The organism is Streptomyces sp. NPDC058246 (assembly GCF_042881985.1).
Lineage (GTDB): Bacteria > Actinomycetota > Actinomycetes > Streptomycetales > Streptomycetaceae > Streptomyces.
On the sequence record NZ_JBHVWZ010000007.1, the window covers coordinates 1 to 22346 of the forward strand.

General features: G+C 72.1%; 19 protein-coding genes. 7 read left to right on the plus strand and 12 right to left on the minus strand.

Annotation, left to right across the window (positions count from 1 at the left end; all coding sequences use genetic code 11):
• The 3 genes from ACFVXA_RS12530 to ACFVXA_RS12540 form a co-directional block, all read right to left on the minus strand.
• On the minus strand, positions 1 to 742 hold a 742-nt coding region (locus ACFVXA_RS12530), incomplete at its 3' end, for a biotin/lipoyl-containing protein (RefSeq protein WP_390024921.1).
• Positions 743 to 849: 107 nt separating this feature from the next.
• Positions 850 to 2238: a dihydrolipoyl dehydrogenase gene (gene lpdA, locus ACFVXA_RS12535; RefSeq protein ID WP_362029703.1), complete on the minus strand. Its 1389-nt coding sequence runs from the start codon at positions 2236 to 2238 to the stop codon at positions 850 to 852.
• Between the two features lie 298 nt (positions 2239 to 2536).
• Positions 2537 to 4066 (minus strand): leucyl aminopeptidase, encoded by a 1530-nt coding sequence (locus ACFVXA_RS12540; protein ID WP_362029702.1) that lies wholly within the window; start codon positions 4064 to 4066, stop codon positions 2537 to 2539.
• Between the two features lie 350 nt (positions 4067 to 4416).
• On the opposite strand from ACFVXA_RS12540, the gene ACFVXA_RS12545 reads away from it, so the two are divergent.
• From ACFVXA_RS12545 to ACFVXA_RS12560, 4 genes are all read left to right on the plus strand, one after another.
• Positions 4417 to 6444: a hypothetical protein gene (locus ACFVXA_RS12545; protein ID WP_390024923.1), complete on the plus strand. Its 2028-nt coding sequence runs from the start codon at positions 4417 to 4419 to the stop codon at positions 6442 to 6444.
• A 92-nt stretch (positions 6445 to 6536) separates the two neighbouring features.
• Entirely contained in the window at positions 6537 to 8060 is a 1524-nt protein-coding gene (pelF, locus tag ACFVXA_RS12550; RefSeq protein ID WP_389747393.1) for a GT4 family glycosyltransferase PelF, read from the plus strand.
• Positions 8057 to 9682: a hypothetical protein gene (locus ACFVXA_RS12555; protein WP_390024925.1), complete on the plus strand. Its 1626-nt coding sequence runs from the start codon at positions 8057 to 8059 to the stop codon at positions 9680 to 9682. Before pelF ends, ACFVXA_RS12555 begins: the two co-directional genes overlap by 4 nt.
• Positions 9679 to 10470, plus strand: coding sequence for a spherulation-specific family 4 protein (locus tag ACFVXA_RS12560; protein ID WP_390024927.1), 792 nt, complete (start codon positions 9679 to 9681; stop codon positions 10468 to 10470). Before ACFVXA_RS12555 ends, ACFVXA_RS12560 begins: the two co-directional genes overlap by 4 nt.
• 89 nt (positions 10471 to 10559) lie before the next feature.
• On the opposite strand, the gene ACFVXA_RS12565 is transcribed toward ACFVXA_RS12560, so the two are convergent.
• Positions 10560 to 11180, minus strand: coding sequence for an RDD family protein (locus tag ACFVXA_RS12565; protein ID WP_362029688.1), 621 nt, complete (start codon positions 11178 to 11180; stop codon positions 10560 to 10562).
• A gap of 268 nt (positions 11181 to 11448) precedes the next feature.
• A complete protein-coding gene (locus ACFVXA_RS12570) occupies positions 11449 to 12231 on the minus strand; it encodes an adenosylcobinamide-GDP ribazoletransferase (protein ID WP_383738988.1) in 783 nt (260 codons plus the stop codon).
• A 72-nt stretch (positions 12232 to 12303) separates the two neighbouring features.
• Between ACFVXA_RS12570 and ACFVXA_RS12575 the strand changes: the two genes are divergently transcribed.
• A complete protein-coding gene (locus tag ACFVXA_RS12575) occupies positions 12304 to 13071 on the plus strand; it encodes a hypothetical protein (RefSeq protein WP_383738960.1) in 768 nt (255 codons plus the stop codon).
• Here ACFVXA_RS12575 and ACFVXA_RS12580 read toward each other — a convergent pair.
• The 3 genes from ACFVXA_RS12580 to cobT form a co-directional block, all read right to left on the minus strand.
• Positions 13008 to 13709, minus strand: coding sequence for a hypothetical protein (locus ACFVXA_RS12580; protein ID WP_390024929.1), 702 nt, complete (start codon positions 13707 to 13709; stop codon positions 13008 to 13010). The genes ACFVXA_RS12575 and ACFVXA_RS12580 overlap by 64 nt on opposite strands.
• Positions 13706 to 15448, minus strand: a complete 1743-nt coding sequence (locus tag ACFVXA_RS12585; protein WP_362029677.1) for a phosphatidylglycerol lysyltransferase domain-containing protein — start codon at positions 15446 to 15448, stop codon at positions 13706 to 13708. Before ACFVXA_RS12585 ends, ACFVXA_RS12580 begins: the two co-directional genes overlap by 4 nt.
• Before the next feature lie 203 nt (positions 15449 to 15651).
• Positions 15652 to 16782, minus strand: coding sequence for a nicotinate-nucleotide--dimethylbenzimidazole phosphoribosyltransferase (gene cobT / locus ACFVXA_RS12590; protein WP_390024931.1), 1131 nt, complete (start codon positions 16780 to 16782; stop codon positions 15652 to 15654).
• A 135-nt stretch (positions 16783 to 16917) separates the two neighbouring features.
• Between cobT and ACFVXA_RS12595 the strand changes: the two genes are divergently transcribed.
• Positions 16918 to 17976, plus strand: a complete 1059-nt coding sequence (locus ACFVXA_RS12595) for a class I SAM-dependent methyltransferase (RefSeq protein WP_390024933.1) — start codon at positions 16918 to 16920, stop codon at positions 17974 to 17976.
• Between the two features lie 26 nt (positions 17977 to 18002).
• Here ACFVXA_RS12595 and ACFVXA_RS12600 read toward each other — a convergent pair whose 3' ends face one another.
• Positions 18003 to 19202, minus strand: a complete 1200-nt coding sequence (locus ACFVXA_RS12600) for a bifunctional adenosylcobinamide kinase/adenosylcobinamide-phosphate guanylyltransferase (RefSeq protein WP_390024935.1) — start codon at positions 19200 to 19202, stop codon at positions 18003 to 18005.
• 113 nt (positions 19203 to 19315) lie between these two features.
• Here ACFVXA_RS12600 and ACFVXA_RS12605 point away from each other — a divergent pair, with 113 nt between their 5' ends.
• Positions 19316 to 19528: a hypothetical protein gene (locus tag ACFVXA_RS12605; protein ID WP_028805198.1), complete on the plus strand. Its 213-nt coding sequence runs from the start codon at positions 19316 to 19318 to the stop codon at positions 19526 to 19528.
• A 68-nt stretch (positions 19529 to 19596) separates the two neighbouring features.
• Here ACFVXA_RS12605 and ACFVXA_RS12610 read toward each other — a convergent pair whose 3' ends face one another.
• From ACFVXA_RS12610 to ACFVXA_RS12620, 3 genes are all read right to left on the minus strand, one after another.
• Entirely contained in the window at positions 19597 to 20667 is a 1071-nt protein-coding gene (locus ACFVXA_RS12610) for a S1C family serine protease (protein WP_390024937.1), read from the minus strand.
• Positions 20668 to 20727: 60 nt separating this feature from the next.
• Positions 20728 to 21429: a class I SAM-dependent methyltransferase gene (locus ACFVXA_RS12615; protein ID WP_390024939.1), complete on the minus strand. Its 702-nt coding sequence runs from the start codon at positions 21427 to 21429 to the stop codon at positions 20728 to 20730.
• A gap of 83 nt (positions 21430 to 21512) precedes the next feature.
• Positions 21513 to 22139, minus strand: coding sequence for a DUF3043 domain-containing protein (locus tag ACFVXA_RS12620; protein ID WP_390024941.1), 627 nt, complete (start codon positions 22137 to 22139; stop codon positions 21513 to 21515).
• Between the last annotated feature and the right edge of the window lie 207 nt (positions 22140 to 22346).

The following is a 22346-nucleotide window of genomic DNA, read 5'->3' on the forward strand; positions in this document are numbered from 1 at the left end:
GGGCGGGGGGTGCGGCCGGGGCGGGCGCGGGTGGGTCGGGGTCGTCGTGCGCCGGTGCCGGGGTGGCGGCCGGGGCAGGGGCGGCAGCGGCGGGAGCCGGAGCGGCGGCCGGAGCCGCGCCCGGGGCGCCGATGACGGCCAGCTTCGCGCCGACCTCGGCCGTCTCGTCCTCGCCGACCACGATCTCCAGCAGCACGCCGGCGACCGGCGCGGGGATCTCGGTGTCGACCTTGTCCGTGGAGACCTCGAGCAGCGGCTCGTCCTCCGCGACCTCCTCGCCGACCTCCTTCAGCCAGCGGGTGACGGTGCCCTCGGTGACCGACTCGCCCAGCGCGGGCAGCACGACGTCGGTACCGGAGGCGCCACCGGCCGGAGCCGCCGGAGCGGCGGGGGCGGCGGGGGCCTCGGCGACCGGAGCCGCGGGGGCCTCGGCGACCGGGGCGGGAGCGGCCGGGGCCGGAGCCTCGGCGGCAGCGGGGGCCGGGGCGGCAGCGGGGGCGCCCGTGCCGTCGTCGATGACGGCCAGCTCGGCGCCGACCTCGACGGTCTCGTCCTCGGCGACCTTGATGGACGCCAGGATGCCGGCGGCGGGGGAGGGGATCTCGGTGTCGACCTTGTCGGTGGACACTTCGAGCAGCGGCTCGTCGGCCTCGACGCGCTCGCCCTCGGCCTTCAGCCAGCGGGTGACAGTGCCCTCGGTGACGCTCTCACCGAGCGCCGGAAGGGTTACGGAAACCGCCATGGTTTCTGTTGCTCCTTACGAATGGTGCGGAAGTCTGTGGTCGTCGTCGCGCCCTGCGACGCGGTGACTGAATCGGCCGCGGCCGGTGGACCGGCCGGTGCCGGGGATCAGTCGTGCGAGTGCAGCGGCTTGCCCGCGAGGGCCAGGTGGGCCTCGCCGAGCGCCTCGTTCTGCGTCGGGTGGGCGTGGATGAGCTGGGCGACCTCGGCGGGCAGCGCTTCCCAGTTGTAGATCAACTGGGCCTCGCCGACCTGCTCGCCCATGCGGTCGCCGACCATGTGGACGCCGACCACGGCACCGTCCTTCACCTGGACGAGCTTGATCTCGCCCGCGGTGTTGAGGATCTTGCTCTTGCCGTTGCCCGCCAGGTTGTACTTCAGAGCGACGACCTTGTCCGCGCCGTAGATCTCCTTGGCCTTGGCCTCGGTGATGCCCACGGAGGCGACCTCGGGGTGGCAGTACGTCACCCGCGGCACGCCGTCGTAGTCGATCGGAACGGTCTTCAGACCGGCCAGACGCTCCGCCACCAGGATGCCCTCGGCGAAGCCGACGTGCGCGAGCTGGAGCGTCGGAACCAGGTCACCGACGGCGGAGATGGTCGGGACGTTCGTCCGCATGTACTCGTCGACCAGGACATAGCCGCGGTCCATCGCGACGCCCTGCTCCTCGTAGCCGAGACCGGCGGAGACCGGGCCGCGGCCGACGGCGACGAGCAGCACCTCGGCCTCGAACTCCTTGCCGTCGGCGAGGGTGACCTTGACACCGTTCTGGGTGTACTCGGCCTTCGAGAAGAAGGTGCCCAGGTTGAACTTGATGCCGCGCTTGCGGAACGCGCGCTCAAGAAGCTTGGAGGAGTTCTCGTCCTCGACCGGGACGAGGTGCTTGAGGCCCTCGATCACCGTCACGTCGGTGCCGAAGGACTTCCACGCCGAGGCGAACTCGACGCCGATGACACCGCCGCCGAGCACGATCGCGGACTGCGGGACGCGGTCCAGGACCAGCGCGTGGTCGGAGGAGATGATGCGGTTGCCGTCGATCTCCAGGCCCGGCAGCGACTTCGGCACGGAGCCGGTCGCGAGCAGCACGTGACGGCCCTGGACGCGCCGGCCGTTCACGTCGACGGAGGTGGGGGAGGAGAGACGGCCCTCACCCTCGATGTACGTCACCTTGCGGGACGCGATGAGACCCTGCAGACCCTTGTACAGGCCCGAGATGACCCCGTCCTTGTACTTGTGGACGGCCGGTACGTCGATGCCCTCGAAGGTGGCCTTGACACCGAACTGCTCGCTCTCGCGGGCCTGGTCGGCGATCTCGCCCGCGTGCAGCAGAGCCTTGGTGGGGATGCACCCGCGGTGCAGGCAGGTACCGCCGACCTTGTCCTTCTCGATCAGGGCGACGTCCAGGCCCAGCTGCGCTCCGCGCAGCGCCGCGGCGTAACCGCCGCTACCGCCGCCGAGGATCACTAGGTCGAAAACGGTGCTGGCGTCGTTCGCCACGTCACGTCCTCCATGCATGTGCGCCGTACGCCGGTCGTCCATGACCGGGCGGCGGCTGGTGTCCGGCCGCTCTTTCTTCGGCCCTGTGTGGGGGCCCTGTCCTGCCGAGAACCCATCTTCGCACTTGTCGGCGGCGTTCGAGACGCCGGGCCGGTGTGTGAGACGTCTGATCCATCACGTCCCCGGGGTGCGGACACACACGAACCTGCGGATTTCGTCGAGGGCGAAAGCCGCGTACGACCACGCGGACGGCCCCGGGCGACATGTCACCCGGGGCCGTCCGCAGGAACGTCCGGGCTCAGCCCAGGTCGCCCGCCGCCGTCAGTTCGGCCAGGCGGACCAGGGTGCGGACCGCGGAGCCGGTGCCGCCCTTGGGGGTGTAGCCGAAGGGGCCTGACTCGTTGAAGGCCGGGCCCGCGATGTCGAGGTGGGCCCAGGTGATGCCCTCGCCGACGAACTCGCGCAGGAACAGACCGGCGACCAGGCCGCCGCCCATCCGCTCGCCCATGTTGGCGATGTCGGCGGTGGGGGAGTCCATGCCCTTGCGCAGGTGCTCGGGCAGCGGCATCGGCCAGGACTCCTCGCCGACCTCCTCGGCGGCCTCGACGATGGAGGCGCGGAAGGCGTCGTCGTTGGCCATCACACCGAAGGTGCGGTTGCCGAGCGCCAGCACCATCGCACCGGTCAGCGTCGCCACGTCGATGATCGCGTCCGGCTTCTCCTCGGACGCCTTCCACAGCGCGTCGGCGAGGACGAGCCGGCCCTCGGCGTCCGTGTTGAGGACCTCGACGGTCTTGCCGCTGTACATGCGCAGCACGTCACCGGGGCGGGTGGCGGAACCGGAGGGCATGTTCTCGGCCAGCGCGAGCCAGCCGGTGACGTTGACCTCGAGGCCGAGGCGCGCGGCGGCGACCACGGCGGCGAAGACCGCCGCCGCACCGCTCATGTCGCACTTCATCGTCTCGTTGTGCCCCGGGGGCTTGAGGGAGATGCCGCCCGAGTCGTACGTGATGCCCTTGCCGACGAGGGCGAGGTGCTTCTTCGCCTTGGAGGAGGTGTACGACAGCTTGACCAGGCGGGGCGCGGCGGCCGAGCCGGCGCCGACGCCGAGGATGCCGCCGTAGCCGCCCTTCTGCAGGGCCTTCTCGTCGAGCACCTGCACCTTGATGCCGTGCTCCTTGCCGGCCGCGGTGGCGACGGCGGCGAAGGACTCCGGGTTGAGGTCGTTCGGCGGGGTGTTGACGAGGTCGCGGGCGCGGTTGAGCTCCTCGGTCACGGCGATGGCGCGGGCGAGGGCCGCCTTGTACGCCGCGTCGCGGGGCTTGCCGCCGAGGAGGGCGACCTCGGCGAGCGGGGGCTTGCCGTTCTTGGCGGCCTCCCCCGACCTGCCGGTCTCCTTGTAGGCGTCGAAGGCGTACGCGCCCAGGCGGGCGCCCTCCGCGATCACGCCGGCGTCGGCGGCGTCCGTGATCGGCAGGGCGAAGGCGGCCTTCTTGGCGCCGGCGAGCGCGCGGGCGGCGACACCGGCCGCGCGGCGCAGCGCCTCGGCGCCGAACGTGTCGTCCTTCTCCGGCACCGCTCCCAGGCCGACGGCCACGACGACGGGGGCCTTGAAACCGGACGGCGCGGGCAGCTTGGTCACCTCGCCCTCGGCCCCGGAGGCGCCGAGGGTCTCCAGGATTCCGGCGAGCCCGCCGTCGTACGCCTTGTCCACGGCCTCGGCGCCCGGTGCGACGACCGGACCCTTGGGGCCCTTCGCGACACCGACGACGATCGCGTCGGCCCGCAGACCGGACGCTGCGGCGGTGCTGAGAGTGAGAGCAGTCACGGTGGTGAAATCTCGCTTCCGTTGAAGTTGCTGTGGCCGAAAGGGGTGGGTCGACCGGGCCCGACGGCTGACCCTAGATCCGGCCTGCGGGGGCGGTCCCTGCCGGGGGCAGGTAAGTACCCGGGACGAGCCTACGCTCGGGGCCGGGTTTCGCTCATTCCTGCGGGTGTTCACCGCCCAGTGGCGTCGTGTCCACTTCTCCCCACTCACTCCCGGTGACCTGAGTCACACTCATCGTGTTCCGGTGAGCGGCTCGCTCACCGCTTTGCATCATTTCCACGGATCCTCCTCGGTTTGACCGAACCTCGGTCCCGGCCGAAAGAGGGTCTTGCGAGGGGGAGGGACATCACATGGCACAGAGTGCGCACAGATGGAGAACCACGGCCGCTGTCTCAGCGGCCGCCGGTCTGCTGCTGCTGGGCCCGGGGGCGCCCGGCGCGTCCGCGGCGACCACGCCGCGCATCGATCTCAAGGTCCTGGTCGTCGACAACGGCGCCGGGCAGGTCGCAGCCGTCACCGCCGAGCTGAAGAGCACCGGCATCCCGTACACCACGGTCGATCTGGGCGACACCGGACGCCCGACGATCAACGCGGCGTTCCTGAGCGACACCGTGAACGGCACCCCGCGCGCCAAGTACCAGGGCGTCGTGCTGCCCGACGAGGCACCGTTCGGCGCGGGCTCGGCCGAGCAGACCGCCCTGGAGACGTACGAGAAGACGTACGGCATCCCCCAGGTCGACGCCTACACCTGGGCCCACCCCGAGGTCGGGCTCGACTACACCGACCAGAACGGCGGCTGGTCCGGTGTGCTGGACGGCGCCCGGACCCAGGTCACCGCGGCCGGCAAGGCGGGTCCGTTCGGCTACCTCGACGGGCCGCTGACCTTCGAGGACAACGACCCCTCTGTGCAGGAGAGTTACGGGTACGCGGCCCACCCCAGGGACGGGTTCACCAGCTATCTGGACGCGCCCACCGGCGGCACCCTGCTCGGCCAGTACGCGCACGACGGACGCCGCGAACTGGTGCTGACCTTCGCGTACAACCAGTACCAGGAGCAGTTCAAGGTGCTGTCCCGCGGCATCGTCGAATGGCTGACGCAGGGCGTCCACCTCGGCCGGAGCCGGAACTACTTCTCCGTCCACGTCGACGACGTCTTCGCGCCCGACGCCCGCTGGGACACCCAGCGCAACTGCACGCCGGGTGACTTCGACTGCGTGGACGGCGACGGCCTGGGCACCACGCCGATCCGGATGACCCCGGACGACGCGGCCTACGCCGCCCAGTGGGAGCAGGCGAACGGCTTCACGTTCGACATGGTCTTCAACGCCGGCTCCGGCGAGGAGTGGAAGAGCGAGAACGGCGGCACCGACGCCCTCGCCGACAGGCTGCTCGCCGACAAGGCCAAGTACCGCTGGGTGAACCACACCTACACCCACCAGTTCCTCGGCTGCGTCCAGGACACCACCACGGTGCCGTGGAGCTGCGCCAGGAACGCGGACGGCTCGACGCGGTACGTGAGCCGCGCCGACATCTCGGCGGAGATCCGCGACAACTACAACTGGGCGCTTTCCAAGGGCCTTTCGACCGACCGCACCGAGTTGGTGACCGGTGAGCACTCGGGTCTGAAGACGCTGCCCCAGCAGCCCGCCGACAATCCGAACCTGGCGGGCGCCCTCTCCGACAACGGCGTCAAGTGGACCGGCTCCGACAACTCCCGTGAGCCCGCCCAGCGTTCGGTCGGCGGCAGCGTGCTGACCGTGCCCCGCTACCCGATGAACGTGTACTACAACGTCGGGACGAAGGCCGAGATGGCCGACGAGTACAACTGGCTCTACACGTCCAAGGCCGACGGCGGCAGCGGGATCTGCGAGGACAACCCCCTGTCCACGTGCATGCCGGCACCGCTGGACACCGCAACCGGGTACGCGTCGTACATCGTCCCGCTGGAGGCGCACACCGCGCTCGGGCACGCCCTCGGCAACGACCCGCGCCCGCACTACGCCCACCAGTCCAACCTGGCCGAGGACCGGATCCTGTACCCGGTCCTGGACAAGGTGCTCGCCGACTACCAGGCCCTCTACGCCGACACCGCCCCGCTGGAGAACCCCCGGCAGAGCGCCATCGGCACCGAGCTGCAGCGCCGCGTGGCCTGGCAGACGGCCGTCGCGAACGGCAAGGTCACGGCGTACCGGATCGGTACGACCGTCACCGTCACCGCTCCCTCCGGGACCCAGATCCCGGTGACCGCGCCCGAAGGGACCAAGAAGCAACTCCTGCTCGGCACCACCGCGTTCGGGACGCCTTACGCGGGTGAGCGCTCGGCCTGGACCACGCCGGAGCTCCTGCAGTCCGCTCTCAAGCTGACCCTGCCCGCGTAGGGAACGGCAGCTCAGCGACACCACGCGCACCCCGGCCCGACGGGCCGGGGTGCGCGACCGAGCCGAGTTAAGGGTTCCAGGGGGGAACGCGCGTGAAGCGCACCGGCCGTCATGTCACCATGCTCACCGAAGGCACCTATCCGCACGTCCACGGCGGGGTCAGCACCTGGTGCGACCAGCTCGTGAAGGGCATGCCCGAGGTCGACTTCCACATCGTCTCGCTCACCGGCAGCGGTCGCGAACCCGTGACCTGGGAGCTGCCGCCCAACGTCTACCGGCACACCTCCGTGCCGACCTGGGGCCCACGGCCGGGACGCGCCCGGGCACCGCTGGGCCGGGCCCGCCGCCGTTTCACCGACACCTACGAGCGCTTCCTGCTCGCCGTCCTCGACCCGGACGCGCACACCGACTTCGGCGAGGCGCTGTACGAACTGGCCGAACTCGCCCGCGACGGACGCCTGTCGGCGGCCCTGCGCACCGAGGCCGCGCTGCGCTCGCTGATGTGGATCTGGACGATGCCGCATCTGCCCACGGCCGCCGCCCGGCCCACCGTGCACGACGCGCTCACCGCCACCGACCTCCTCGAACACGCCCTGCGCCCGCTCGGCGTCCGTATCCCCGAGGACTCCGTCGCCCACGCGGTCAGCAGCGGCCTGGCCACACTGCCCGCGCTCGCCGCGCACCGGCGGGACGGCGTGCCCTTCCTCCTCACCGAGCACGGCATCTACCTCCGCGAGCGCTATCTCGGCTACCGCAGCGCCGAACAGCGCTGGCCCGTCAAGGCGTTCATGCTCGGCTTCTACCGCGAACTGAACTCCCTGGGGTACCGGGAGGCCGACCTGATCACCCCGTGCAACCAGTACAACCGCCGCTGGGAGGAGCGCGGTGGCGCCGACGCCGACACGATCCGCACGGTCTACAACGGCGTCGACCCGCACGCCTTCCCGCACGCGGGCCCCGAACCCGACGTGCCCACGCTCACCTGGTGCGGCCGCGTCGACCCCATCAAGGACCTTCAGACGCTGCTGCGCGCGTACGGCATGGTGCGCGCCGAACTGCCCGAGACCCGGCTGCGGCTGTTCGGCCCGGTGCCGCCCGGCGGGGAGGCGTACCGGACCCGCCTGGAGAAGCTCGCCGCCGAGCTGGGCGTGACGGACGGGGTGACGTTCGAGGGCCGTATCAGCGAGGTGTGGCGCGCTTACGCGGCCGGGCATGTGGTGATGCTCTCCTCCATCTCCGAGGGCTTCCCGTTCTCGATCATCGAGGCGATGTCCTGCGGCCGTACGACCGTGTCGACCGATGTCGGCGGGGTCCGCGAGGCGGTCGGCGACACGGGCCTCGTCGTACCCCCGCGCGAGCCGGAGAAGATGGCGGCAGCCGCCCTCGCGCTGCTGCGCGACGACGAACGGCGCCTGAGGCTGGGAGAGTTGTCGCGCCAGCGGGTCATCGACCGCTTCACGCTGCGCCGCTCCGTCGATGCCTTTCGGACCATCTACCAGGAGCTGGCGGGGCTGCCCGAGGTGTACGAGCCCACCGTCGAGACGGTCGCCGACTGGACCCTGGAACTGCGCGACCCCTGGTACCAGTCGGTCGCCACGGACGGGACCGGCTGGTGAGCGGTTCTCTGCGGATGCCGCCCGGAACGTACGAGGACACCCTCCCGTACTCCCCCGGGTTCCCGGCTTCGCTCGAACAGGGGGGACCCCCATCGCGCCGGCGCCGCCCCCCGAGCTGGGCACAGCCCGACCCGATCGACGAACTCACCGATCGATTCGGGGAGTTCATAGCCGCGGCCGTCCATCCCGACGAGATAGCCGCTCTCCTGGAGTCCGACGGCATGTCGGACGACCGGATACGCGAGCGCTACGGCGTCAAGAACTCCTTCGCCCTCGCCGAGGAGCTGTACGAACGGGTCGGACGCGCCTACCCCGAACCGGCCGGGCCGGTCCACGACCCCTGGCGACTCGGCCTGCTGGGCTGCCTGCTGCGCGGGCTCGTCTTCGCCCTGCCCGGTCTCGGATACGTGCTCGGGGCGCCCCTTCTCGCCGGCCCGAGGGGCGCGTTCGGACTCCCGGCCGGGACGGTCCCGCTGCTCGCCGGGGCGCTGTGCGGCTGGACCTGGAACCAGGGGCTCGCCCACCGGGCGTACGCGTGGCTGGGTCTCGGAGACCGCGCGGCGGCCCGCCGCGCACTGCTCGTCGGGGCCCCGGCCGGCGTGCTCCTCGGCTCCCTTGCCGCGCTGGCCGCCGCGGGCCCGGCCCACCCGGCCGCGGTCACCTTCGCCGCGGGCCAGTCCTGTTACCTGGGCGCGGCCACCGTCCTGCTGGTGACGGGCCGCGAACGGGCCCTGCTCGCCGGCCTGCTGCCCATGACCGCCGGTGCGGTCCTGGCCTTCGTCCACCCGATCCCCGGCCCGGCCCGGGCGATCCTGCTCCTGACCTCCCTGGCGGCGGTCGCCCTGCTCGCCCTGATCGAAGTGGCGCCAGCTGTACGGGAGTTGGGGGAGGGGAGCTGGGGTGCCGGGTTCGCGGCGCTGCTGCCGTACGGGGCGTTCGGTGCTCTTGAGCGGCGGCGGCGAACCGCCGTCCCCTGGCTCACCGGATCGCTGCCGTACGCCCTCTTCGGGCTCGGCAGCGGAGTGCTCGTGCTGTACGTGGGGCTCGGCGACGTCCTGGCGGGTGCGCACACCGCGATGGCGGACCCGGCGGATGCTGCGCAGACCACGGTGGCCGCGCAGGCGGCGGCTGCGCAGTCCGCGGTGGCCGCGCCGGCGGCGGTCGCGCTGACGGTCAGCATGGGGCCGGCCGAGTGGCTGCTGTTCCGGTTCCGCAGCGGGAGCCTCGCCGGGCTGCGCTCCAGCAGTACCTCCAAGGACTTCTGGCGGACCACCGCGAGCACCCTCGTCCGGTGCCTCACCGGCTATCTCCTCGTGCTGCTCGCGCTCAGCCTCACCGCGTCCGCGCTGTGGCCGCACGCGCCCGCCATCACCGGCGGCGCCCCGCTCGCCGGGCTGCTCATGCTGGGCGTGGTCCTGTGGACCGGACTGCTGCTCCAGTCCTTCGGCGCCGTCATCGGCCCTGCCGCGGTCTGCTGCGCCGCCGCGCTCGCCCAGACCGTGGCCCTGGCCACGCACGCGGGCAACCCGCACCGGGTGGCCCTGATCGTGTACGGGGCGGCGGCCGGAGTCCAGGCCGGGCTCGTCTGCCACCTGTCGGGAAGGGCGACCGCGCACCGATGAGACCGGCTGAGAAAGGCTCGCTGATGGGACCGGCCGAGAACGGCACGCTGAGGGGACCGACCGAGAACGGCACGCTGATGAGACCGGCCGGGAACGCCTTGCGGAGGAGAGGCCCCGACCAGAGCCTGCCGACGAGCCCCCGGGGCACGCTGCTGGTCCCGTACTACGAGCACCCCTCCGACCGCCCCGCCGAATGGGACGCGCTCATCGCCGCCGCGCCGCGCCTGCACGGTGTCGTGCTGAACCCGGCCAGCGGCCCCGGCGAACGCCCCGACCCGGCGTTCGCCGACGTCGCCGGACGGCTGCGCGCGGCGGACGTCCGGGTGCTCGGGTACACCGACACGGACTACGGTCGCAGACCGGTCGCGGACGTCGTCCGCGAGCTCACCAGACACCGCGCCTGGTACCGGGCCGACGGCATCTTCCTCGACCAAGTCGCCTCGGGGGAAGCCGAGTTCGCCTACTATCGGCGGCTCGCGAGTGCCGCCTGGGGCCTGGGCTTCGGCACCCTCGTCCTCAACCACGGCACGACGCCGCACTCCTCGTACGCCCGCATCGCCGACGTACTCGTCACCTTCGAGGGCACGTGGCAGACGTACCGAAGGAACACCCTCCCGCCCTGGACGGGGACCGGCGCGCGGCTGTGCCATCTCGTCCACGGCGTGCCGGCCGGCGTCGACCTGGCGGCGGCGGCACGCGAGCGGGGCGCCACCCTGCACTGCGCGGTGCCGGGCGTCGGCGATCACCCTTGGGGTACGTTGCCGCACGCCCTGGAGCCCGCCCGATGAAACGCGCCCCGTCCCTGCGCGCCCCGCCCCTCTTCGGACCGCTGGTGCCGCTCCTCGCGAGGCCCGCCGCCTGAAGCTGAGTTCGAGACTCAAAAAGTACGGGCCGGGGGTGTGGCTGCGGGCGTGCTGAGGCCACCGAGGCCGAAGCCCGTCACCGCCGTGCCGGCCATCCGGTCGGCCAGGGAGCGGCGGCTCGGTGAGAGCACGGGCAGCGCGTTCAGGAAGAACATCGCGACGGCGGTGCCCCACACCAGCACCGAGAGTACGAACTCGCCCTCCACCAGCAGGACGCAGGCCAGCGCGTACACGGCGACATCCGCCGTCGTCGTCACCGCGGCCCGCACCGCCGCCCGGCGCGGAGCACTCGGCGTGACCTTGAGGCCGAGCAGGGCCTTGCCGACCGTCCGTCCGGTGAGGGCGAGCGCCGCCCACTGGTAGAGGAAGGTGGCGACCACCAGCAGACCGAAGGCCTGCTCCACGTCCCGCACCACCTTGTGCCACAGGGAGAGCCCGAAGCCCTCGGAGGCGTCGAGGACATCGCCGCGCGAGGTGAGGATGTCCCAGCCGCCGCGGGTCGCGAGGTCCGGCACGTCCGTCACCAGCGCGGATATCCGGTGGAAGGTGAGCGCGGCGAGCGCGGACGCCGCCGCGAGCACCAGCGCGAAGTCGATGAACCAGGCCGTTGCACGCCGAAGTTTCGGCACAGACATCCCCCGATCACGATGTGTGTGTCTGTTCGGCGGATCAGATTAATGGGGGCGGAGGGGCACGAGTGGTGTTTGCCGGTGATCGTTCCAGGCCGGTGACAGAACCGCTGCCTGGCCGGTGACAGAAGCACTGCCTGGCCGGTGACAGAACCGCTGCCTGGCCGGTGCCGGCAGCACTGTCGGGCCGGTGACGGAGTTGCTGTCAGGCCGGTGCCGGCAGCACTGTCGGGCCGGTGACGGAGTTGCTGTCAGGCCAGTGGCAGAAGCGCTGTCAGCCCAGCGACAGAATCACGAGGGCCGTGGTCGCCGCCGTCTCGGCGAGGCCGCCGAACACATCGCCCGTGACGCCGCCGAAGCGGCGCGTGCAGTGCCGTAGCAGCAGTTCGGCGACCGCGCAGGCGGCGAGCACCGCCACCGCGGCGCGCACGAGGTCGTACGCGCCGACGAGCGCGCCCGCGCCCGCCGCCGCGCCGACGACGGCCACCGCCACCAGCAGGGCGCCGCGCACCGGCACGGTGCCCGCGACGGCGGCGCCGAGGCCCTCCGGACGGGCCGGGGGCACCCCGGTGCGGGCGGCCAGGGTGAGGGCGAGACGGGCGGCGGTCGCCGAGACGACGGCCGCGAGCGCACCCCGGGCCCACGAGGTGTCGTACGCCTGGAAGAGCGCGGCCACCTGGGCGAGCAGCACGAACAGCAGCGTGATCACGCCGAACGGGCCGATGTCCGACTGCTTCATGATCCGCAGCGCGTCCTCGGCGGGCTTGCCGCTGCCGAGCCCGTCCGCCGTGTCGGCGAGGCCGTCCAGGTGCAGGCCCCGGGTGAGCGCGGCCGGTACGGCGGCGGTGGCCACGGCCGCGAGCAGCGGGCCCGCGCCCATCGCCAGCAGTGCCACGCCCACGAGGGCGGCGCCCGCCCCGACCACCAGGCCGGCCACGGGCGCGCACAGCATTCCGCCCCGCGCGGCGTCGCGGTCCCACCGGGTCACCCGCACGGGCAGCACGGTGAGCGTCCCGAAGGCGAAACGGAGGCTGTGGGGCAGGGGGGTCTTGGACACCGTCTTGGACACCGGCGCAGGTTATCCGCCGGTACGACGAGCGCCTATGGCGGCCATGGATAAAGTTCGCATATGGGTCATTGGTTGTACCGGAACATCGTCGAGCCGGGGAAACTGCCGCTCCTGCTGGCGCTCGCCTCCTTCGTGCTGACCTTTGTGATCACCCGCGTCATCGTCCGGCTCATCCGCGCCGGCAAGGGGCCCTTCGGCAATGTGAAAGCCGGTGGTCTGCACATCCACCACGTCGTCCCCGGGGTCGTCCTGACCGTGATCGGTGGCTTCGGGGCGGTGGCCAGCGGCCGGCACGGGTTCGGCGCGGCGATGTTCGCCGTGCTGTTCGGGATGGGCGCGGGCCTGGTCCTCGACGAGTTCGCGCTGATCCTGCACCTCGACGACGTCTACTGGACCGAGGACGGCCGCAAGAGCGTCGAGGTCGTGGTGGTCACGGCGGCCCTGGTCGGCCTGGTACTCGGCGGCTTCGCGCCGTTCGGCGTCAACGACCTCAGCGATGAGGAACTGCAGGACCGCGGCGGCGTGATCCTGACCGTCGCGGCGAACTTCCTCTTGGCGCTGCTCGCCCTCAGCAAGGGCAAGGGGCGCACCGCCATCTTCGGGGTGATCGTCCCCTTCGTCGCCCTGGTCGGGGCGGTCCGGCTGGCCCGGCCCGGCTCGCCGTGGGCCAAACGCGCCTACCGCCGGCGCCCGCGCGCCCGGGCCAGGTCCACGCTGCGCGCCTACCACCACGACCGCCGCTGGATGGGCCCCCGCCGCAGGCTTCAGGACTGGATCGGCGGCAAACCCGACCCCGAGCCCGCCCGGTCCCTGCCCGGACGCCGGTGACGCCTCGCGGAGATCGTGCACAGCCCCAGGACGGCGGCGATGGCCGCGAGGTGTTCCTTGCCCGCCAGGTTGTCCTTGACGAGCAGCTCGATCACCATGGCCCCGATGACCACACCCGCCGTGAAGTACGCGCGATAGCGCCAGCCGAGGAACAGGGCGAGGCCCACCACGGCCGCCGACGGCCCGGTGTCGACGACCTGCGCGTCCGTGCCGGGCAGCCCCAGGAGGCTGTGCGGGCCCAGCGCGATGCCGGCACGCGCGTAGAGCGTGCCGGCCAGCGTGGCGACGTACGCGATGACGAGCGTGCGCCACCAGCCCAGACAGATCTCGGCGATCCCGAACACGACGAGGAGCTGCACGAGCGCACCCCACACGGGGAGGTCCAGAGCCGGTACGAAGAGGGAGAGCGGGGTGCGCAGCAGGGCGAGCCGCAGCGGGTCCTCGGCCCGGACGGCCCCGATGTTCTGCACGAACTGGAAGCCCCAGGACCGGTTCTGCACGAACTGGAGAAGGGCCGTCAGACACACCGCACCAAAGGTCATGGGGATCGCCCGCAGCCGTCTTTCGGCGAGCGCCGCGCGAACGGTGAGGTACACCGCTCCCCATTCGGCGCGGGCCCAGCGGGCGAGCGTGTTCATCTATGCGACTCCAGGTGCTTGCGGTGCAGCCACTTCGGCAGCCCCGGCGCCTCCAGGAAGCCCTCGGCGCGCGCCGCGGCGACACCGATGCGCAGCAGGTCCGCGCTCTTCTCGAAGAGCAGGAACCGCGGCTCCCAGATGGGCCGGTACTTTGCGTTGGCGCGGTACAGCGACTCGATCTGCCACCAGCGCGAGAAGAAGCTGAGCAGGGAGCGCCACAACCGCAGCACCGGGCCCGCGCCGAGGCGTGCGCCACGTTCGAAGACCGAACGGAACATGGCGAAGTTCAGCGAGACCTGAGTGATCTCGATCTCCCGGGCGCGCCGCAGGAGTTCGATCACCATGAACTCCATCAGCCCGTTCTCGGAGTCGCGGTCGCGTCGCATGAGGTCGAGGGAGAGCCCGTGCGGCCCCCACGGCACAAAGGACAGCACCGCCCTCAACCGCCCCTCGGCATCGGTGCATTCGAGCATCACGCACCGTCCGTCGTCCGGGTCGCCGAGCCGCCCGAGCGCCATGCTGAAACCCCGCTCGGTCGCCCCGTCCCGCCAGTCGTCGGCGCGCTTCAGGAGGTACGCCATCTCGTCGGCCGGGATGTCCTCGTGGCGCCGGATGCGCACCTGGTACCCGGCGCGCCTGACCCGGTTGTAGGCCTGCCGGACGGTGCGCATGGCCCGCCCTTCGAGGGTGAACTCGGCCGTCTCGACGATCGCTTCGTCGCCGAGTTCCAGCGCGTCCAGGCCGTGCCGGGAGTAGACCGTGCCCGCCTCCTCGCTCGCGCCCATCACCGCCGGGATCCAGCCGTGCGCCCGCGCCTCGGCGAGCCAGGGCTCGATGGCGCCGGGCCAGGCCTCGGGATCGCCGAGCGGGTCACCGGAGGCCAGCGAGACCCCGCCCACCACGCGGTACGCCACCGCCGCCTTGCCGGTCGGGGACCACACCACGCTCTTCTCGCGCCGCAGGGCGAAGTAGCCGAGGGAGTCCCGGTCGCCGTTCTTCTCCAGCAGCACGCGCAGCCGCTTCTCGTCGTCCTCGGTGAGCGGGTCGACGGCGCGGCGGGAGCGGAAGGCCGCGTAGAAGACGGCGAGGACCAGCACCGTGCTGAGCACGTTGATGGCCACGTTGACCCAGTTGGGCGTCGCGATTCCGGCGTAGTGGGAGTCGTCGGCGGCGACCGAGACGAGCCGCAGGGTGCCGTAGTGCCAGCGGTCGAGGAAGGTCGAACGGTGCGCGTCGTGGGCATGGTTGGTGACGGTCACCAGCAGCGCCGCGAGCAGCGAGGTGGCCAGCAGGCCGCCGGTCCCGACGGCCGCGGCGAGCTTCGGGTTCGACCGGTCGCCCTTCGCGTAGAACTCCCGGCGGCCGACGACCAGCGCGCCGACGAACGCCGCCGTCAGCACGAGCGAGATCCAGTTCTGCGCGTACTGCCGGATCTCCGGGAACGCCATCGCGACGGCGAACAGTGCCAGGAACAGTCCGCTGAGCACCAGGTTCAGAATCCACGCGGCCCGTTTGCGGCGCCGCATGGTGATGGCGAGGAACATCGTGAACACACCGGACGCGAAGCCTGCCGTCAGCAGGTACGGCGTGAAGTAGTTCTCGGTGTTGTGCCGTCGCACGTCCTGCCCGAGCGACACCCAGACGGCACTCAGGAAGTTGATGAACGTGACGGCCCGCAGGTACCAGACGGCGAAGGCGGCGGCCCGCCGCGAGGCAGCGGCAATTCGGGCATCTCCCATAAAGGGCGATGATATGGGCCGAGATGGCCTGCGGGTGCAGGTGCCCCGTCAGGGGCGCGGGGAACTGCGCGATCTTCTGGGGGTCCGGGGGCGGAGCCCCCAGACATGATGGGGGTCCCCCCTGCTCGAGCGAAGCCGAGAGCTTGGGGGAGGGTAGGGGCGGAGGGGGCGAAAAACCTGGGCCCCCGGGTGCCGCGGCCCGCCTACTCCTCCGCCCGGCCGGAGCCCTCGTCGGCCGCCGCTGCCGGCAACTCCGCGGCTTCCGGCAGCTCCGCGGCTTCCGGCAACTCCGCCGCTTCCGGCAACTCCGCAGCCAGCGCGGCGGCCGCCTGAACGAGGGGAAGGGCCAGCAGCGCACCGGCCCCCTCCCCGACGGTCACCCCGTGGTCGAGCAACGGCTCCAGTGCCATCCGGTCCAACGCCTTCGCCTGCGCCGGCTCCCCGCTGTTCTGCCCGGCCAGCCACCAGTCCGGCGCCCGGAAGGCGACCCGCTGTCCGACCAGGGCGCACGCGGCCGAGACGACCCCGTCGAGAATCACCGGCATCTTCCGCACCGCGCTCTGCAACAGGAACCCGGTCATCGCCGCCAGGTCCGCCCCGCCGACCGTCGCGAGCAGTTGCAGCTGATCCCCGAGCACGGGCCGCGCCCGCCGCAGCGAGTCGCGCACGGCGGCGCACTTGCGCATCCACGCGATGTCGTCGATGGGCCGCCCGCCCCGCCCGGTGACGACGGACGCGTCGGTCCCGCACAGCGCGGCGACCAGCACGGCCGCCGCCGTGGTCCCGCCGACGCTGACATCGCCGAGCACCACCAGATCCGTACCCGAGTCGGCCTCTTCGTCCGCGACGGCGACGCCCGCGCGGAACGCGGCCTCCGCCTCCTCCAGGGTCAGCGCGTCCTCGACGTCGATACGACCCGATCCGCGCCGCACCCGATGCCGTACGACCTCGTCGGGCAGCCCCTCCGTCGCGCAGTCCAGCGCCATGTCGACGACGCGCACCGGCACACCGAGCCGCCGGGCGAGGATCGCCGCCGGGCTGGCGCCCTCCAGGACCGCCCGCACCAACTGGTCGGCGCTGCCCGCGGGCCGTGCCGACACACCGAGTTCGGCGACGCCGTGGTCGCCCGCGAACAGCACCACACGCGGATGCTCGATCGGCCGCACCGGCACCGCGGACTGCGCCGCCGCCAGCCACTCACCCAGGTCGTCGAGGCGGCCCAGTGACCCGGGCGGCACGATCTGGCGCTCCCGGCGCGCCTCGGCGTCACGGCGTACGCCTCCGTCGGGGCGCTCGATCAGATCGGTGAAGTCGTCGAGATTAAGCGAGCTCATTCGCCGAACAGTACCGGCAGGGATCGAACACGTCCGCGCCACGTCGTTGCACCCCGGATCGCACTCCGCTACGTACCGTTTGTGTCGGATTGTCGTACGGCCCGGTAGTGCACCCAGGTCCCCCCAGGAGCGCCCATGCCCCCCAACCCGCAGTCGATCGCCGAACGCCGCGCCGCCTACGCGGCCGAACTCGCCCAGGGCACCGACCGGTTCCACGAACCGCGCCGGGCGGACTGCCCCTGGTGCGGCTCGACGCTGCTGCGCACCCGGCTGCGTACACCGGACCTGGTGCAGCGCAAGCCCGGCACGTTCGTCGTCGACGAGTGCCGGGAGTGCGCCCACGCCTTCCAGAACCCCCGGCTCACGATGGAGGGGCTGGCCTTCTACCACCGGGACTTCCACGAGGCACTCGGTGGCGTCACCGACCGGCTCCTCGGCGCCCGCGGCAGCCGGGGACGCCATCGCGCCGTCGCGCGCGCGATGCTGCCGTACACCGAACCGGAGAGCTGGCTCGACGTCGGCACCGGGCACGGGTACTTCCCGGCCGCCGCCAGGGAGGTCCACCCGTACACGGCCTTCGACGGGCTCGACCCCTCCCGGCGTGTCGAGGGGGCGCGAGAGGCCGGGCGCGTCGAGGAGGCTCACCGCGGCCGGCTCACCGACCCCCGGATCGCCGAGCGGCTGCGCGCCCGCTACGACGTCGTCAGCATGTTCCACCACCTGGAGCACACCCCCGACCCGCGCGCGGAGCTGCGCGCGGCCCTGACGGTGCTGCGGCCCGGCGGGCACCTGCTGATCGAAGTACCCGACCCCGACTGCGTGTTCGGCGTGCTGCTGGGCAGGTGGTGGGTGTCGTACGGCCAGCCGCGCCATCTGCACCTGATGCCGCTGCCCAATCTGCTGGGCGAACTGGAGTCCCTCGGCTGCGAGGTCGTGGCGACGGACCGGCGCGCACCGCACATCCCGTACGACCTCGCGGGCGCCCTCGCGCTGGCCCTCGGGCGCGTGCTGCCCGACCTCGACGCGCCCTGGCGTCCCACGCCGCCGACCGCGCTCCAGCGCTCGCTGCACACCGCCCTGACCCGGGTGACCAGCCCCCTCCTGGCCGCCATGTCAACCCTGGACCACGCCCTCGCCCCGCTCTTCCGCCGCACCCGCTTCTCCAACGCCTACCGGATCATCGCGCGGCGATGACGCGACAGCCCGCTCCGCGGCCCCCCTCACCCCCGCAACACCACCGCCTGCCCCGCCACCACCAGCAGCACGTGCTCGCACTCCGCCGCGAACCCCGCGTTCAGACGCCCGAGTTCGTCGCGGTAACGGCGCCCCGACGCTGTGGCGGGGACGATGCCGGAGCCGACCTCGTTCGAGACGGCGACGAGGGTGCGGCGGGTGGCGCGGACGGCGGCGGTGAGTTCCTCGACACGGGCGCGCAGCGCGCGTTCGCCGCCGCCCGCCCACTCCGCGTCGTCCCAGGCGTTCACCGAGTCCATCGCGTCCGTCAGCCACAGCGACAGGCAGTCGATGAGCAGGGCAGGGCCGTCCTCCGCCAGCAGGGGGACGAGGTCGCAGGTCTCGACGGTGCGCCAGGAGCCGGGGCGCCGCTCCCGGTGCGCGCTGACCCGCGACGCCCACTCGGTGTCCCCGTTCCGGGCTCCGCCCGTCGCGACGTACAGGACGTCGGGGAAGGCCTCCAGGCGCCGCTCCGCCTCCACCGACTTGCCCGAACGCGCGCCGCCGAGCACCAGCGTGCGGCGCGGCACGTCGGGTACGTCCTCGTAGACGCCCACGTGCAGCGTCGTCCCGTCCGGCACCGCCCGCGCGCCCGCCGCCGCGAGCCGCCGCCGCAGCTCGGGGCCCGGCGGCACGTCGTGGTCGAGGTGCACGGCGATCACATCGGTGGTCGGCCCGACCGCGCCGACCGCGCGCAGCTTCGCGAGGCCGTCCGGCCGGCCCACCACGTCGGCGAGCACCATGTCGTACGCCTCACCGTTCATGTCGAGCCCGGCGGGTGCCGCGCCCGGCGGCAGATAGAGCAGCCGGGGCCCCTCGGGGCCGGTCACCGCGTACCCCGTGCCGGGCGCGTCCATCGGCACCGCACGCACCCGGTGCCCGGTGATCAGCGCCAACTCCCGCCCGTCGGCCACCCGGACGGGCTGCGGCAGCCCGGCCGGCACCTCGACGGCGGGCCCGTCGTGCGGATGCGAGAGCAGCACCTGCCGTACGCCGCCGAGCGAGTGCCCGGCGCGGGCGGCCGCGAACGCCGCGCCGGGCGTGAGGTCGAGCAGCAGCGTGCCGTCCACGAGCAGCGCGGTGGCCGCCCGCGCGTCCTGCCCGAGCGCACTCGCGCAGGCCGCACAGGGACAGTCGGGACGGGGCAGGCCCTCGGGGGCACCGGTGCCGAGCAGAGTCAGTTCCACGAGGTTGATTTTTGCGTGTCACCGCTGGTCTTGCGCGTCCGGCTAGGCTTCGGGCAGGAGCCGGATCTTGTCCGGCTTCCGCTGTGCAGTGTGCTCATACCTTGGAGGCGTACATGGCGGCATGGACGTGGCGGTTCGAGAAGTCCGACGGGACAGAGGTCCAACCGGCGGTGCAGCCCGAGGAGTTCACCACGCAGGGGGACGCGGAGTCCTGGATCGGCGAGGTGTGGAAGGACCTCGTGGAGGGCGGTGCGGACCAGGTGTTCCTCTTCGAGGACAGCACACAGATCTACGGTCCGATGAGCCTGCACGCCGACCCGGAGTAGGCCGGTCGGGGTTGCCGGGGGCGAACCCCGGCAACCCGGGCCATGCCCCCGTGGTGAAGAGGCCGGCGTCAGATCTCGCCCAACGTCACATCCACCGTCTCCTCGTTCCCGCCCCTCACGAACGTCACCTTCGTCCTGTCGCCCGGCTTCTCCGCCGCGAGTGCCTCGGAGAGCGAGATGATCGTGGTGACGTCGGTGTCGCCGACCTTGATGATGACGTCGCCGGGCCGGATGCCGGCCTTGTCGGCGCCGCCGCCGCTCCTGACCTCGACGACGGCGACGCCCGCCGGCTGATAGTCGTCGTTGACGACCGTACGGCCCGTGATGCCGAGCCCCGCCCGTCCCGAGTCGGTGACCTTGCCTTCCTTGATGATCTGGTCGGCGATCGTCTTCACCGTCGACGCCGGGATCGCGAAGCCGATGCCGGGCGCCGCACTGTCCCCGAGATCGGGGTCGGTGGCGGCGAGGGTGGGGATGCCGATGACCTGCCCGTCGAGATTCACCAGCGCGCCCCCGCTGTTGCCCGGGTTGATCGCCGCGGAGGTCTGCACCATGTTCGCGATCGTGGCCCCCGTACCGCCGCCGCCGGTGCCCTCACTGACGGTGCGTCCGGTCGCCGAGACGATGCCCTGGGTCACGCTGGACGACAGCCCGAGCGGCGAACCCATCGCCAGCACGATCTGGCCGACCTCGACCTTCGCGGAGTCCCCGACGGTCGCCGCCTTCAACCCGTCGGGCAGCTTGTCCAGCTTGATGACGGCGAGATCCTGGTCCGGGTACGCGTAGACGAGCGTCGCCGTCTGCTCGGCCTGGCTGTTGGCGGTCGTGACCTTGAAGTGCTTCTCGTTCCCGACGACGTGCGCGTTGGTGACGATGTGTCCCTTGTCGTCGTAGACCACACCCGAGCCCAGGTCCTTGCTCGCCTGGATCTGCACCACCGACGGCAGGACGTTCTTGATCACCCTCAGATAGTCGTCCTGCAGATCGTTGGCCGCGGCCGGGACGGCCGCCTGCGTCGTCGTCGAGCCGTCCTTCCTGGACGACGAGGAGTCCGAGCAGCCGGAGAGCAGAGCGGCGCAGGAGGCGAGAAGGACTACGGGGGCGACGAGCCGCAGAGTACGGGTACGGAATGCATCCATGCCCGAAGTGTCCCTTTGCGGGGGATGCTCCGACCTGCCATGCGCACCCGAACGGGTCGCTCAGCCGCGCACGCCGCACAGGTGCAGCAGCGCCGCCACCTGCCGGTAGGGATCCGTACGCCCGGCCCGCTCCTCCGCCGCCAGCAGACTCTCCACGTCCGGCGGAACCGGCGCCCCGTCGGCCGCGGTGTCCGTGAAGACCCGCACCCCGTACCAGGCGTGCAGCGAGGCCCCGATCCCCGCGAGGGTGGACGTCAGGGTGGCGAGCCGGTCGGCGCGGACGTCGAGACCGAGCCGGTTGGTGTACGTGGTGGTGTCGAACGAGTCGAGCGTCGTCGCCCAGTCCCCGGACAGCCCGGGCCGCATGGCCAGCGCGTCCGCGTTCCGTACGAGCAGCGAGAGCAGCCCGCCCGGGGCCAGCATCCGCGCGAGCCCCGCCAGCAGCGCGTCCGGCTCCTCGACGTACATCAGTACGCCGTGGCACAGCACGACGTCGAAGCTGCCCGGCAGGAAGTGGACGCCCGTCTCGCGCCCGTCGCCCTCGATGAGGCGCACCCGGCCGCGGATGCCCTCGGGCTCGGCGGCCAGCGCCTCGCGGGCCACGACGAGCATCTTGGCGTCCTGCTCCAGGCCGGTCACCTGATGCCCGGCGCGGGCAAGGCGCAGCGCCTGGGTGCCCTGGCCCATCCCGACGTCGAGGATCCGCAGCCGCTGTCCCACCGGGAACCGTCCGGCTATCTGCTCGTCGAGCTGCCGGGCCACCAGCTCCTGTCGTACGACATCACGCAGACCGCCCAGCTTGTTCAGCCAGGCATCCGCCGCGCCCCCGGAGAAAGACGTCGTGCTCAGGGCCGCTCTCCGCGCTTGACCTGCGGCTTCGGCAGCCGGAGTCGACGCATCTGGAGAGTGCGCATCAGCGCGTAGGCGACCGCGCCCTTCTTGGGCAGGTCGGGGAAGCGGGCGTTCAGCTGCTTCTTCAGGCGGATCGCGGTGCCGATCGAGTCGACCACGATCAGCACGATCACGACGAGCCACAGCAGCAGTGCGATGTTCTGCAGCGAGCCCACCCGCACCATGCTCAGCACGAGGATGACCACGGCCAGCGGCAGGAAGAACTCGGCGACGCAGAAGCGCGAGTCCACGAAGTCGCGCGCGAACTTCCGCACCGGTCCCTTGTCGCGGGCGGGCAGATAGCGCTCGTCACCGCTGGCCAGAGCCTGGCGCTGCCTCTCCATCTGGGCGCGGCGATCGTCGCGCTGTCGCTTGGCGGCCTCCTTGCGCGTCGTCGGCGTGTTGGCCACGCAGCGACGCTGGGTCTGGGCCTCACTGCGCTTGGGCGTGGGGCGGCCCTTGGGGGCCTGCGGGTGACGGGTCTGCTTGGAGTCGGTCACCGGCGCCTTGTCGGCGGGGGCCTTCTCTTCCTTGGCACGGCTACGGAACACAAAACCCAAGGGTACGGGGTTCGCGGGCATGGACGTCGTTCGAGTGGGGAACGATCCGGCAACACCGCGCGTCTGTAGGGGGACAGAGGGGACGTTGTGCACGGCTCCGCCGAGGGGGCGGGGTCGGGGGACCCCGAGGTCCACCTACTCCCTACGCCGGAGCGGTGTCGTACGCAGTCGTCCTTGGGGATGAGCGCATCCGTCCCCGAACAGTGCGGTAATGGATGCAGGGCCCGT

Coding starts and splice junctions, on each gene's coding strand:
- ACFVXA_RS12545 (WP_390024923.1), top strand. CDS start 4,417: ATGGCACAGAGTGCGCACAGATGGAGAACCACGGCCGCTGTCTCAGCG.
- ACFVXA_RS12605 (WP_028805198.1), top strand. CDS start 19,316: ATGGCGGCATGGACGTGGCGGTTCGAGAAGTCCGACGGGACAGAGGTC.
- ACFVXA_RS12610 (WP_390024937.1), bottom strand. CDS start 20,667: ATGGATGCATTCCGTACCCGTACTCTGCGGCTCGTCGCCCCCGTAGTC.
- ACFVXA_RS12580 (WP_390024929.1), bottom strand. CDS start 13,709: ATGAACACGCTCGCCCGCTGGGCCCGCGCCGAATGGGGAGCGGTGTAC.
- ACFVXA_RS12565 (WP_362029688.1), bottom strand. CDS start 11,180: ATGTCTGTGCCGAAACTTCGGCGTGCAACGGCCTGGTTCATCGACTTC.
- ACFVXA_RS12585 (WP_362029677.1), bottom strand. CDS start 15,448: ATGGGAGATGCCCGAATTGCCGCTGCCTCGCGGCGGGCCGCCGCCTTC.
- ACFVXA_RS12620 (WP_390024941.1), bottom strand. CDS start 22,139: ATGCCCGCGAACCCCGTACCCTTGGGTTTTGTGTTCCGTAGCCGTGCC.
- ACFVXA_RS12595 (WP_390024933.1), top strand. CDS start 16,918: ATGCCCCCCAACCCGCAGTCGATCGCCGAACGCCGCGCCGCCTACGCG.
- ACFVXA_RS12575 (WP_383738960.1), top strand. CDS start 12,304: ATGGGTCATTGGTTGTACCGGAACATCGTCGAGCCGGGGAAACTGCCG.
- ACFVXA_RS12560 (WP_390024927.1), top strand. CDS start 9,679: ATGAGACCGGCTGAGAAAGGCTCGCTGATGGGACCGGCCGAGAACGGC.
- cobT (WP_390024931.1), bottom strand. CDS start 16,782: ATGAGCTCGCTTAATCTCGACGACTTCACCGATCTGATCGAGCGCCCC.